This window comes from Stenotrophomonas maltophilia complex sp. Om-AH-Sm3 (assembly GCF_059337855.1).
The window spans coordinates 1-13,893 of the sequence record NZ_JBYBLQ010000017.1 but is presented as its reverse complement, the minus strand read 5'-3'; the positions used below and the strand labels follow the sequence as shown (position 1 = coordinate 13,893).

General features: G+C 69.0%; 7 protein-coding genes. 5 read left to right on the top strand and 2 right to left on the bottom strand.

Going from position 1 to position 13,893, the window contains the following annotated elements:
• Window positions 1–12 precede the first annotated feature (12 nt).
• Window positions 13–4,095 carry an ATP-dependent RNA helicase HrpA gene (hrpA, locus tag AC10QF_RS16990; protein ID WP_065185415.1) on the top strand — a complete coding sequence of 1,361 codons (4,083 nt, stop codon included), beginning with the start codon at window positions 13–15 and terminating at the stop codon, window positions 4,093–4,095.
• 73 nt (window positions 4,096–4,168) lie between these two features.
• Here the strand turns inward: hrpA and AC10QF_RS16985 are convergent, their stop codons facing one another.
• On the bottom strand, window positions 4,169–4,693 hold the full coding sequence (locus tag AC10QF_RS16985) for a hypothetical protein (RefSeq protein ID WP_053500608.1): 525 nt from the start codon (window positions 4,691–4,693) through the stop codon (window positions 4,169–4,171).
• A gap of 130 nt (window positions 4,694–4,823) precedes the next feature.
• Between AC10QF_RS16985 and AC10QF_RS16980 the strand changes: the two genes are divergently transcribed.
• Entirely contained in the window at window positions 4,824–6,980 is a 2,157-nt protein-coding gene (locus AC10QF_RS16980) for a RelA/SpoT family protein (protein ID WP_032954415.1), read from the top strand.
• A gap of 30 nt (window positions 6,981–7,010) precedes the next feature.
• A complete protein-coding gene (locus tag AC10QF_RS16975; protein ID WP_329848153.1) occupies window positions 7,011–8,576 on the top strand; it encodes a hypothetical protein in 1,566 nt (521 codons plus the stop codon).
• Here AC10QF_RS16975 and AC10QF_RS16970 read toward each other — a convergent pair.
• The gene (locus AC10QF_RS16970; protein WP_494542561.1) at window positions 8,573–10,672 is read right to left on the bottom strand and encodes a glycosyltransferase; all 2,100 of its coding nucleotides are present in this window, start codon (window positions 10,670–10,672) and stop codon (window positions 8,573–8,575) included. The genes AC10QF_RS16975 and AC10QF_RS16970 overlap by 4 nt on opposite strands.
• A 96-nt stretch (window positions 10,673–10,768) precedes the next feature.
• On the opposite strand from AC10QF_RS16970, the gene mrcB reads away from it, so the two are divergent.
• Together mrcB and AC10QF_RS16960 are read left to right on the top strand one after the other, a co-directional pair.
• Entirely contained in the window at window positions 10,769–13,195 is a 2,427-nt protein-coding gene (mrcB, locus tag AC10QF_RS16965) for a penicillin-binding protein 1B (protein ID WP_069139358.1), read from the top strand.
• The gene (locus AC10QF_RS16960; protein WP_050562713.1) at window positions 13,192–13,728 is read left to right on the top strand and encodes a hypothetical protein; all 537 of its coding nucleotides are present in this window, start codon (window positions 13,192–13,194) and stop codon (window positions 13,726–13,728) included. Before mrcB ends, AC10QF_RS16960 begins: the two co-directional genes overlap by 4 nt.
• Window positions 13,729–13,893: the final 165 nt, after the last annotated feature.

Here is a 13,893-nt window from a genome sequence, read left to right as displayed (position 1 = left end):
ACGAACCGATTGATGAACTCTATCGATAAAAATCCATCGCCCCGCCTGCGCCAACAGCGCGCCGCCATCGACGGCGCCATGAGCCGCGACCGGGGCCGTTTGCTGGGAATGCTCTCGCGTTGCCAGGCCAAGCCGCAGGATGCGGCACTGGCCGCTACTTTCGAGCAGGCCTTGCAGGCGTCGGTGCAGCGCCGGCAGGTGCGGGCGCAACAGCAGCCGTCCATTACTCTGGACCCGCAGCTGCCGATTGCGCGTGAAGCCGACGCGATCATCAAACTGATCCGCGACCACCAGGTGGTGGTGATCGCCGGTGAAACCGGTTCGGGCAAGACCACCCAGCTGCCGAAACTGTGCCTGGCCGCAGGCCGTGGCCAGGCCGGCATGATCGGCTGCACCCAGCCGCGACGGATCGCCGCACGTGCGGTGGCCAGCCGCGTGGCGCAGGAACTGCAGAGCGAACTGGGCCAGCTGGTGGGCTACCAGGTACGCTTCAATGACAAGGTCAGCGACGACAGCCGCATCAAGTTCATGACCGACGGCATCCTGCTGGCGGAGATCGCCAGCGACCGCTGGTTGTCGAACTACGACACGATCATCGTCGACGAGGCACACGAACGCAGCCTCAACATCGACTTTCTGCTGGGCTACCTGAAGCAGCTGCTGCGCAAGCGCCCGGACCTGAAGCTGATCGTCACGTCGGCCACCATCGACACCGAACGCTTCGCCCAGCATTTCGACAACGCACCGGTGATCAGCGTCGAAGGCCGCACCTACCCGGTGGAAGTGCGCTACCGCGCGCTGGAAGGCGAGGGCGAAGACCAGGGCGAACGCACCGTCAACGATGCCATCGTGTCGGCTGTCGACGAGATCACCCGCCTGGACGCACGCGGCGACGTGCTGATCTTCCTGCCGGGCGAGCGCGAGATCCGCGATGCGCACCAGTCGCTGGAACGGCGCAAGTACCGCAATACCGAGGTGCTGCCGCTGTACGCGCGCCTGTCCAACCAGGACCAGGACCGGGTGTTCAACCCCGGGCCGAACCGGCGCATCGTGCTGGCCACCAACGTGGCCGAGACCTCGCTGACGGTGCCACGCATCCGCTACGTGGTCGATCCGGGCTTCGCCCGCGTCAAGCGCTACAGCCCGCGCAACAAGCTGGATCGCCTGCACATCGAGCCGATCTCGCAGGCCAGCGCCAACCAGCGCAAGGGTCGCTGCGGCCGAATCGCCGAAGGCATCTGCTACCGCCTGTACGCCGAGGCGGATTTCCAGGCGCGGCCGGAGTTCACCGATCCGGAAATCCGCCGTTCCAGCCTGGCCGGCGTGATCCTGCGCATGCTGCAGCTGGGCCTGGGCCGCATCGAGGAGTTCCCGTTCCTGGAGGCGCCGGACGAGCGTGCCGTTGCCGATGGCTGGCAGCAGCTGACCGAGCTGGGCGCGATCGATGCCGAGCGGCGCATGACCACCATCGGCAAGCAGATGGCACGCCTGCCGGTGGACGTGAAGCTGGCGCGCATGCTGGTGGCCGCACAGGCTGCAGGCTGCCTGCGGCCGATGCTGGTGATTGCCTCGTTCCTGGGCATCCAGGACCCGCGCGAACGCCCGCCGGAAGCGCGCGGTGCCGCCGACAACGCGCATGCGCAGTTCGCCGATGGCCGCTCCGAGTTCGTCGGCGTGCTGCGCCTGTGGGATGCCTACCGGCAGGCCCACGAAGACCTGACCCAGTCCAAGCTGCGCGACTGGTGCGGACGTCATTTCCTCGGCTTCCTGCGCATGCGCGAGTGGCGCGAGCTGCATCGCCAGCTGCGGCTGCTGTGCGAGGAACTGGGCTGGAAGGAAGAGGCCAGCGAGGCATCGATGGCACCGCTGCTGGCCGGCAGCAGTGCGCCGGCACCGGCACGTGATGACGCGGCCTCAGTAAAGGCCACCCGCGGCCAGTTGCATCGTGCCGCGCGCCTGGCCCGCGAAGGCAAGGCCGAGGCCGCACCGGCACCGGTGGCCGTGCGCGCGCAGAAGGAACAGGCGCCCGCCGGCGGCGGCTTCAGCGAACGCGTGCGTGCCGCTGCCTACCAGACCCTGCACCGGGCGCTGGTGGCGGGCCTGCCGACGCAGATCGGCCACCGCACCGAGAAGGGCGATTTCCAGGCACCACGCCAGCGCCGCTTCCTGCCGTTCCCCGGTTCGGCGCTGGCCAAGCGGCCACCGCCGTGGCTGCTGGTGGCCAACCTGCTGGATACGCAGAAGGTATGGGGCATGACCCTGGCCGCGATCGAGCCGGACTGGGTGATCGCCGAACTGCCGCACCTGCTGCTGCGCAAGCACTTCGACCCGCACTGGTCGCGCGCGCAGGGCCAGGTACTGGCGTCCGAGCAGATCAGCCTGTTCGGCCTGGTGCTGGCACCGAAGAAACCGGTCCATTACGGCCGCATCGCGCCGGGCGAGGCGCATGACATCTTCGTGCGCCAGGCGCTGGTGACCGGCGAGATCAATACCCGTGCCAGTTTCGTCGCCGACAACCAGAAGGTGCTGGAGGTCGCGCGCGAGGAAGAAGCCAAGCTGCGCCGCGCCGGCATCGTTGCCGACGAAGACTGGCAGGCACGCTGGTACCTGGACCGGGTGCCGCCGCAGATCCACTCGGCGGCGGGACTGGATAGCTGGTGGAAAGGGCTGGCGCCGGAGCAGCGCAAGGCGCTGCACTGGTCGTTGGCAGACCTGTTGCCCGGTGAGGGCAGCGAACAGGAGCGCTATCCGAAGTACCTGGCGCTGGGCCAGGCGCGCTTGCCGCTGCACTACCGCTTCGAACCGGGGGCCGACGACGATGGCGTGACCCTGGACGTGCCGCTGCACCTGCTCAACGCATTGGATCCGGTGCAGCTGGGCTGGCTGGCGCCGGGCTTTGTCGCCGACAAGGCCTCGGCACTGATCCGCAGCCTGCCAAAGGCGATGCGCCGCAACTACGTGCCGGCGCCGGACTTCGGTCGCGCGTTCTACGAGGCCTTCCCGCAGCCCAGCGCTGATGCCATCACTGGCGAGCTGGCGCGTTTCCTGTCACGTGCGACCGGCGCGACGGTGACCGCACTGGATTTCGAGCCGGGTTCGATCGAGCCGCACCTGCACATGAACCTGCGGCTGCGCGACGAACAGGGCAAGGTGCTTGCCACCTCGCGTGATCTGGAAGCGCTGCGCGCGAAATTCGGTGGCCGTGCTGGCGATGCCTTCGCCGCGCGTGCCGGGCGCGAGATGGCGGCTGACGGCCTGCGCACGTTCCCGGCCACGCCGATTCCGCTGCAGGTACCCGGTGAAGCCGGCGTGCCAGCCTATCCGGCGCTGTTGGACGAGGGCGACAGCGTGGCGCTGCGCATCTTCGCCGATCGCCAGCAGGCGCAGGACGCCCATCCGCTGGGCGTGCGCCGCCTGCTGGAGATCGCCCTGGCCGAGAAGGTGAAGCAGGCACGCAAGCAGTTGCCGGTCGGTGCCAAGACCGGCCTGTTGTATGCCGCGATCGAATCGCAGGAGCGGCTGCGTGGTGACCTGGTCGATGCGGCGATGAACGCGGTGCTGGCCGAGGGCCTGGAGGAAATCCGCGATGCGACGGCGTTCGAGCAGCGTCGCGAACACGCCGCCAAGGCCCTGTTTGGCGAGGCGATGTCGCGGCTGAAGCTGGCCGAGACCATTCTGGCGCTGGTGGCGGAGCTGAAGCCGATGCTGGAAGCGCCGTTGATGGGCTGGGCGCGCGGCAACCTGGACGACATGGAAGCGCAGCTGGCCGGGCTGATCCACCCCGGCTTCCTGCGCGACACGCCGGCCGACGCGCTGGCGCAGTACCCGCGCTATCTGAAGGCGATGATCCTGCGCACCGAACGTGCCAAGCGTGATCCGCCGCGTGACCAGGCGCGCATGCTGGAACTGCATCCGTTCCTGGAAGCGCTGGAGGCGGGCGAGCAGCAGGGCCTGCGTGATCGCCCGCAATGGCAGGCACTGCGCTGGGATCTGGAAGAACTGCGGGTATCGCTGTTCGCGCAGGAGCTGGGTGCACGCACCGGTATCTCGGCGAAGAAGCTGGCGCAGCGCGTGGCTGCATTGCGCCAGGCCTGAGCGCGCCACGGTCGCCCCGTCGGGCGACCGTGGCCGGCCGGGCAGGGAGCCGGCATGGCCGGAATGCCGGGCGTTACTTGGTGCGGCGAACCTTCGGCTGCACGTTCACCCCGTCCACCTTCATATACCAGGCGCCCATCACCCCTGGGCGCATGCTGACGCCCGGGGCGTCCTTGCGGCCACCGGAATAGTGCGTGGCGTCTATCTGCTCCCACTCCTGGCCGTTCTGCAGCACGTAGCGGCGGCCCTGGCCGAATCCACGGAATTCGCCCTGCAGGTTGCTTTCGATCGGTTCGCTGCTGCCGAAGTCCAGGAAGCCGCGGTTCTTCTTGATCACTTCCTGGCGGCCTTCTTCGCGCGCTGCGGCGACGGCCTGGGTGGTGGCCGCCTCGACCTTGCCCTGCAGCCAGCGGTTGAGCGTGGCCAGTTCACCGGCACTGAGCTTGTCCAGGCCGGCGGCCTTGAACTCGGAGGGCGACATCTGCTGCTGCAGGTCGCCCTCCACCACGCGCTGGGCCAGCGCAGGCGCGGACAGGGACAGCAGCACGGCGGCACAGGCCAGCAGCCGTGGACGGACGCGCGGGGCAATCGAAGGCATGGCGGGTCTCTCCTGGGTGTGTGGGCGAGTGTAGCGGCATGTCTTCATGCCGGGTGATGGTGGGTGCAGTGATTGTCCCTGAACGGCGCCGGCGCTAGTGTAGGGGCCTCTGTCTTGCCTGCTCGATGCTGTGAACCGCGCTTCCGTCCCTGGCCTGGATGCCTTGTTGAACCGTCCCTCGGCAGCGGTGCTGCCTGCTCCGTTGCGCCAGGCCCTGCGTGAGCATTGGGAAGCGCCGGATTGCGAGCACCAGATGCGTGCCACCTGGTCGGTGCTGGGCGATACCCTCGATGCGCTGGCGATGCTCTCGGCCGATGAAGGCGCAGTGGTGGCCGCATTGCTGTTCGACCTGCCGGGCCTGCGCGCCAGCCTGGACCAGCTGCCGCTGGGCAACCACAAGGCGGCGGTGATCGGCCTGCTGGATGGCCAGGATGCGGCCGACCCGGTGTGGGCGCTGCACGCCGGCCGTGAGGCGGGGCGCAACAGCGAAGGCCTGCGCCGGCTGCTGCTGGCGATCATCCGCGACCTGCGCGTGGTGCCAATCCTGCTGGCACGGCAGCTGGCGCGGATGCGCGCGGCCGACAAGCTGGACGAGGAGCAGCGCCGCGCGCTGGCCCAGCTGACCCGCGACATCCACGCGCCCCTGGCCAACCGGCTGGGCATCTGGCAGCTGAAGTGGGAGCTGGAGGACCTGGCGTTCCGCCACCTGGAACCGGAAACCTACCGCCGCATCGCCCGCGAGGTGGATGAAACCCGCATCGCCCGCGAGCGTTACGTCGAGAACGTCAAGAAGGTGCTGTCGCGCGAGCTGGTCGCCCAGGGCATCAAGGCCGAAGTCAGCGGCCGCCCGAAGCACATCTACAGCATCTGGCGGAAGATGCAGAAGAAGCGGCTGGCCTTCGACCAGCTGTATGACATCCGTGCGGTGCGCGTGATGGTCGACGACGTCGCCGCCTGTTATGCCGCGTTGGGCGTGGTGCACGCGCTGTGGGCACCGGTACCCAGCGAGTTCGATGATTACATCGCCAGGCCCAAGGCCAATGACTATCGCTCGCTGCACACCGCCGTGGTCGGCCCGGAAGGGCGCACCATCGAAGTGCAGATCCGTACCCACGAGATGCACTCGCAGGCCGAGCTGGGCGTGGCCGCGCACTGGAAGTACAAGGAAGGTGGCAAGGGCGCGGAGAAGTCCTTCGACCGCAAGATCACCTGGATGCGCCAGTTGCTGGAACAGGCGCAGGACGGGCAGGGCAATGAACTGGCCGGGGCGCTTGATGCCGAGCTGACCGAGGACCGGGTCTATGCGCTGAGCCCGAAGGACGAGGTGCTGGACCTGCCGCAGGGCGCTACCCCGCTCGATTTCGCCTACCAGGTGCATACCATGGTCGGGCACCGCTGCCGCGGCGCAAAGGTCAACGGCCGCATCGTGCCGCTGACCTACCGCCTGCGCAGCGGCGACCGCGTCGAGATCCTGACCGGCAAGGAGGCCGATCCGCGCCGCGACTGGCTGATGCCGGCCAACGGCTTCCTGGCCAGCAACCGCTCGCGCGAAAAAGTGCGCAGCTGGTTCCACAAGCTGGACCGCGCGCGCAACGTGCAGGCCGGTCGCGAGCTGCTCGAGCGCGAGCTGAAGCGGCTGGGCCTGCAGCACGCGGACCTGGCCGTGGCGGCGAAGAAGTTCCATGCCGACAGCGTCGATGACCTGTACATCCAGGTGGCGCTGGGCGATACCGGCCCGAACCAGGTCAGCCGTGCGCTGCTGGAGGCGGAGCGTGCCGCCAGCCAGCCCGCACCCGCACCGGCCCTGCCGCGGCCGACCGCGCGCCGCGAGAACCTGGGCAAGTCCAAGTTCACCGTGCAGGGCGTGGGCAACCTGCTGGTGCAGCTGGCACGCTGCTGCCAGCCGGTGGCCGGCGAGCCGATCATCGGCTACCTGACCCGTAGCCGGGGTGTCACCGTGCATCGTGCAGACTGCGCCGCGCTGGCCCGGCTGGCGGCCAGCAGCCCGCAGCGCATCCTGCCGGTGGAGTGGGGCCAGGCCGGGGGCGGCTACGAGGTGGACGTGGTGGTCGATGCGGTCGATCGCCGCTGGCTGCTGAAGGACATCACCAACCTGATCGCCCAGGAAGACGCCTACGTGCTCGACATCCACAGTGACAACGTGCGCAACAGTGGCCGTGCCCACCTTCGGCTGCGCCTGAAGGTCAGTGACTACGGGCAGTTGTCGACGCTGCTGGGCAAGCTCGATGCGCTGCCGGGCGTGAGCGAGGCGCGTCGCCTCGGCTGAGCTTCACGCTGCCCCGGCTACCCTGCACGCATGGAACGCGAGCCCCCGCATCGCCCGCATGGCGCTGAACACCCTGCGCTGGACCGCGTCCGTCGCGAGGGGCGTTGGTGGTGGCTGCAGGCGCGCCATGCGCGCCGGATCTGGCGCTGGGCGCTGCTCGCAGCGCTGGCCGTGTTCGTGCTGCTGGTCCTGCTGCGCAAGCCGTTGGCAGACTGGTTCTGGGATGAGCCGCAGATCGAACAGCTGCTGGCTGAGGGGGATCGTGCATTGGCGGCTGGGCGCCTGAGCGATGCCGATGGCAGTGGTGCGCGCGAGCGCTACCAGGCGGCGCTGGCGCTGGACGGTGATCGCCCGCAGGCGCGCCAGGGCCTGGCCAATACCGGCGCGGCAGCGCTGCAACAGGCGCGCGATCGCCTGCAGGCGGATGACCTGGACGGCAGCGCGCAGGCTCTGGCACTGGCCCGTGAGCTGCAGGTGCCGCAGGGCGACGCCGATGCGGTTGCCCGCCAGTTGCAGGCGCGACGCAGCGCCGGAGCCGGTATTGGTGCGTTGTTGGCGCAGGCGCGTAACGCGTTCGCGGCCGGACGCCTGGATGACGGCGACAGCAGTGCGTTGCCCTTGTTCCAGCGCATCCTGGCCCTGCAGCCGGACAACCTGCCGGCGCTGGAAGGGCGCGAAGATGCGCTGAGCGACCTGCTGCTGCAGGCACGCACGCTGGCGGAGCGAGGGGAGTTGGCCGAGGCGGCCGCGCTCCTGCGTCGTGCCCGTCAGTTCGATGCTGGTCATGCCGATCTACCGGCGAGCGAGGAGGCCCTCGCGCGCGCCGCCGACCGGCGCCTGCGGCAGGCGCAGCGTGCGTTGCGACGGCAGCAGCTGGAAGCTGCGGCCAAGGGCTTCCAGGCGGTGCTGGTAGTGGCCGCCGATGATTCCAATGCGCAGCGCGGGCGTGAGCAGACCCTGCAGGCAGTGGTTGCACGCAGCCAGAAGTCCGCCGACGACTTTCAGTTCGATGCGGCGCAACGTGATGCGGCCCTGGCGGCGGAGCTGGGGGCTTCGCAGGCAGTCCGGCAACAACTGGCGCAGCGCCTGCAGCGCGCGCAGCAGGCGCAGCGGGCCCTGCAGCAGCCCGCAGTCAGCACGGCGCAGCGCGAACGCCAGCTGCGCGACCACCTGCGGAAGATCGAACGTGCCGAGCGCGCGGGGCAGTGGATCAGCCCACCCGGGCACAGCGCGTTCGACGCGTTACGCGAAGCCCAGTCGCTGGCTCCCCGCGATGCGCGGGTGAAGGCAGCCGCCGCACGCTTGCTGCCCGCCAGCCGACGCTGCTTCGACGACAATCTGCGGCAGAACCGCGTGCAGGCGGCAGGCGCCTGCCTGCAGGCCTGGCAGACCCTGTCACCGACCGCAGCCGGACTGCCCTCGGCGCGGCTGCGGTTGGCCCAGCGCTGGCTGGCGATCGGCAGCGAGCGGCTCGGTAACGGTGACCTGGCCTTCGCTGCGCATGCCGCCGAACAGGCGCGGTTGCTGCAGCCGGATCTGGCCGAACTGCCGCCGTTTGAAGATCGCCTGCGCCGCGCCGGTGGACGGGCGGACTAGGCGAAGAACACCCGCTGCACGGTCGCACGGGCGGCATCGAGTGAGAAATGTTCGGCGACGTTGGCCAGGCCGGCATCGGACAATTGCTGCCACAGCTGCGGGTCCTGGTACAGGCGGACCACCGCATCGGCGAAACCGGTAGCGTCATCGGCCACCAGTACGTCCTGGCCGGGATGCAGGTGCATGCCTTCCACGGCGCAGGTGGTACCGACTACCGGTTGGCCATGGGCCATGCTCAGGTTGATCTTGCCTTTTACGCCGGCACCGAACCGAAGCGGTGCGATGGCAATGCGCGCGCCGTCCATGTAGGGCGTGATGTCTTCGACGAAGCCGTGCATCTGCACGCCGGGGTGGCGTGCGGCCAGTGCCAGCAACGATTCCGGCGCCGCGGCGCCGATGCAGTGCAGGCGTACCTCCGGTAGCTGGGCGCGGATGTGGGCGAAGACCTCGCCGATGAACCACTCCATCCCGTCCAGGTTCGGCGGATGGCGGAAGCCACCGACAAACACCAGATCGTGTCGTTGCTCGTAGACGGCGCCGGCGCCGGCAACCTCGTGCAGGTTGGAAATCAGTTCCACCCGTACCCGCGGCGCATCGGCCTGCAGCTGCTCCCGTTCGGCCGCACTGACCAGCACGGTGATGTCGCACTGCTCCATCACTGCCAATTCACTGCTGCGGGTGCGTTCTGCTGCGCGCAGCAGCGCCGTATCACCGGCCACTTCGGCACCGCGGCGTTCGCGCAGGTAGTGCAGGTCGACCGTGTCGAACACGGTTCGTGCCTGCGGCGCATAGCGCTTGAGCAGGGGCAGGCACTCGTGGGCGACGTGGTGGCGCACCAGCATCGCCACGTCGAAACGCGACCCATGGCTGCGCAGCCAGCCGGCCACGCCGTCCAGGAAGGGGGCGTACCAGACTTCCACGCCCATCCGCTGCAGCGCCTCGGTCGCCGCGCCGGCATGCTCGCGCCGGGTCGGGACGAATACCACGTGGGCACCGCCCTGCAGCAGCAGGCGGATCAGATTGACCTGGCGCAGCGACCCGGAATCGCGATCGGGCTGCGGTACTTCCTCGTCCAGGATCAGCACCTGGCGCCGGCCGCGCAGCAGCAGCGCTGGCGACGGCACTGCGCCGACCGCCGGATGGCGGGCCAGCTCGGTGGCCCAGCGCGCGGCGAAGATGGCCTGGTTGCGCACCTGGTAGGCCTTAACCCCGCTGCCGGTGTCGGTGCCGTTGCTGGTGCCTTCGTCGTGGATCACCCGGCTGGCCGGCTGCACCAGCACGCGCAGGCCCTGTGCACGCACGCGGAAGGCCAGGTCGGTGTCCTCGTAGTACGCCGGCTTGTAGCGGGTATCGAAGCCGTCCAGCTGCTGCCAGAGGGTACGCGGCAGCATCAGCGCCGCACCGGAGCAGTAGTCGACGTCGCGCAGGCTGGCAAAGCGCGGGTCGTCAGCGGCCTCGAAGCGGCCATAGCTCCAGCCACTGCCATCGGCGAAGATCACTCCGCCCGATTCCTGCAGGCGGCCATCGGGATACAGCAGCTGGCTGCCGACCAGGCCGGCGTCGGGGACGCTGCCGAAGGTGTCCAGCAGGGCGTCGAGCCAGCCCGGCTGCGGCACCGTATCGTTGTTGAGCAGCACCACGTAGCGGCCGCGTGCGCGCGATACACCCTCGTTGCAGGCTTCGATGAAGCCGCCGTTGTGCGCACGCACCTCATAGCGCAACCCCGCCACCTGCGGCATCCACTGTGCGGTGGCGTCGCTGCTGCCGTCATCCACCACCAGGATCTCGCACGCGGCTGCGGGCGGGTGTGCCGCCAGGGCGCGGAGGCAGGCCAGGGTGTGGCCGACATGGTTGTAGACCGGGATGACGATGCTCACCTCCGGCGACTCGCTGAATGGCACCGTGAAGGGGGCGAAAGCCTGTGCTGGCGGCAGGAACAGGGGCGTGCGCGGCGCGGGAACGGCGCGCTGGGTGTGCACGCGGATGCGTTGCCAGGTGGCCCGCCACCCGCGGGTGCGCAGGCTTGCCAGGCTCCGGCGGGCCAGGCCCGACAGGCGGTTGATCAGGTATCGGATCTCGGCCAGGGACATCGCCATCCGGTTGCAACTCCAGCTTAAGCAGGGGAACCCGGGAGAATTCGCCAGCCGCAGTGGCTGGGGTAGACTCGCCAGACCCTACATTCTCGCATTCCCGTGCCCCGACGCTACGATTCCGACGACATCGACGATTTCGACGACGACCAGCAGGACAGCGGTCCGCTGTGGCGGCGCCGGCTGATCACCTGGAGCATGGCTGCGGTCGCATTGGGATTGGGTTTCCTCATTCCCTATACGCTGTACCTGAACCAGCAGGTGACCCAGCGTTTCGGCGAGCTGCGCTGGCAGATTCCGACGCGCGTGTATGCGCGCCCGCTGGTGCTCACCCCCGGCAAGGCGATGGATGCGTCCACGCTGAAGACCGAACTGGCCGCCTCCGCCTATCGTGATGACGGGCAGGGCAAGGAGCCGGCCACCTATGCGGTGAACGGCGGTCGCTTTGTGATCTCCAGTCGTGGCTACAACGACGTCGATGGCCGGGTGGCGCCGCGCCGGGTGGAGCTGTCGCTGGCCGATGGCGGCGTGGCCTCGCTGCGCGACGCCGACAGCCGCAAGGCACTGAAGGCCGCGCGGCTGGATCCGGCGCGCATCGCCACGCTGTACGGCCAGAAGCAGGAAGAACGCCGCCTGATCCGCATGGACGAGGCGCCGGACCTGCTGGTGACCGGCCTGCAGGCAGTGGAAGACAAGGACTTCAACCGCCATCACGGCATCGACCTGTCAGGCATCGCGCGCGCGGTGTGGGTGACGATCCGTTCCGGTGGCCAGAGCCGCCAGGGCGCTTCGACGCTCACCCAGCAGCTGGCCCGCAGCGGCCTGCTTGGCATCGGCAAGGAACAGACGCTCACCCGCAAGTTCAATGAGGTGCTGTACGCGCTGATCATGGAAGCGCGCTACGACAAGCGCACGATTTTCGAGGCGTATCTCAACCAGGTGTACCTGGGCCAGCGCGGCAGCCAGGCGATCCATGGCATGTCCTCCGGCGCCGAATTCTGGTTCGGGCGTGACCTGCAGTCGCTGGAGACCGAGCAGATCGCCCTGCTGATCGGCCTGGTCAAGGGGCCGTCCTTCTACGACCCGCGGCGCAACCCGGAACGCGCGCTGGATCGCCGCAACTTCGTGCTGGGCAAGCTGCACGACGCCACGCTGATCGACGATGCCGAGTACCAGCGCGCGCTGAAGGCTCCGCTGGGCGTGCCCAAGACACCGGGCCTGGTGGCTGCCAACCGCTTCCCCGCCTACGTCGACCTGGTCCGCCGGCAGCTTGCGCATGACTATCCGGAATCTGCGCTGCAGGGCGCGGGCCTGAGCGTGATGACCGGCATGTCGCCGTCCGCGCAGGCCTATGCCGAAGGCGCGGTGACCCGCACCATCAAGTCGCTGGAAAGCCAGCGTCGCCCTGAGCTGCAGGCCGGCATGGTGCTGACCGACGTGCACAACGGCGACGTGCTGGCGGTGATCGGCAGCCGTGAGGTGTCCGAGGTCGGCTTCAATCGTGCGATCGAGGCGCAGCGCCCGGTCGGTTCGCTGCTCAAGCCGTTCGTGTACCTGCTGGCCCTGGCGCAGCCTGACCGCTATTCGCTGGCCAGCTGGGTCGATGATTCGCCGGTGACGGTGCAGCTCGGCCGCGGCCGCAACTGGAGCCCCGGCAACGCCGACAACCGCAGCCACGGCACGGTGCGCCTGATCGATGCGCTGGCGCATTCGTACAACCAGGCGACGGTGCGCTTGGGCATGCAGGTCGGCCCCGAGCGCGTGACCCAGCTGATCCATGTGCTGGCCGGCATCAAGGCCGAGGCCAATCCGGCGGTGATCCTCGGCTCGACCGACCAGAGCCCGTATGCGATGGCGCAGCTGTACCAGTTCCTCGCGTCCGGTGGTGAGATCCAGCCGTTGCACGCCGTGCGTGGCGTGCTCGATCCGCAGGGCAAGCTGCTCAAGCGCTACGACAAGACCCCGGCACCGGCACAGGAAGGCGATTCGATTGCCGCCAACCTGATCAGTGTCGGCCTGCAGCAGGTCGTCGCCAGCGGTACCGCGCAGCGGCTCAATGCTGATGGCCTCGGCCGTCTGCAGCCAGCCGGCAAGACCGGCACCACCAACGATGGCCGTGACAGCTGGTATGCCGGCTACACCGGCGACCACCTGGCGGTGATCTGGATCGGCAACGATCAGAACCAGCAGGCCGGCCTGTATGGCGCCACTGGCGCGATGCGGGTCTGGTCGGGCATCTTCCAGCGCCTGCCGAGTGCGCCATTGCGGGTCAGCAACAAGGGCCTGGATTGGCAGCCGGTGGCTCCCACCGGTCTCAACAGCACCGATGAAGGCTGCCCCGGCGCGCGCCGTTTCCCGTTCGTGGTGGGCTATGCGCCTGCCTATGCGCCGTGCGCGCCGGCCGCGTCGCCCGAGGGGCAGGGCGAGGCTGAAGGCGAGGGCGGTGGCTGGCGCAGCTGGTTCGGCCTGGACCGCAAGCCGGAAGCACCCGCCGAACCTGCCGCCACCACTTCTCCCCCGAGCCGATGATGCCGATGAACATGCGTACCCTGCTGCAGCCCCTGGCCCTGACCGGCCTAAGCCTGGCCTTGGCCGCCTGCGTGAGCAGCGCGCCGCCGGTAGTCAAGCCGGTCGATACCACCACGCCGGCGCAGCGCCTGGCGGCCGTGGATGCTGCAGCGGGTCCGGACGACAAGGAACTGTCGGTGCAGCCGCTGCGTGATTCGCAGGTGGAAGACCTGAGGCTGGCCGCACAGGCGCAGCGCCAGGCCAACGACCTCGCCGGTGCCGCCAGCAGTCTGGACCATGCGCTGGAGATCGTGGCCGGTGACCCGGCCGTGCTGCAGGAGCGTGCCGAACTGGCGCTGCTGCAGGGGCAGTGGGCACAGGCGGAGACGTTCGCGCGCAAGGCCGTGGATCTGGGCTCGAAGACCGGGCCGCTGTGCCGCCGGCACTGGGCGACGATCGAGCAGTCGCGGCTGGCCCGGGGCGAGAAGGAGAATGCGGTGTCGGCGCATGCGCAGATTGAAGGCTGCACGGTGCCGGGGATCAAGCGGTACTGAGTTTTCAGCCAACGGCACAGCCCCTCGTGGCTGTGGGTTGGTCGCTGAAGCCAGAAGCAAAAGCCGCGCTTGGCCGGGCGGGGTGGGTTCGCGGGGGACGCCGTGAACCCGTCCCTGGGGGCTTGGCCGCGGCATCCATGCCGCGGACACCCCCGCGAACCCACC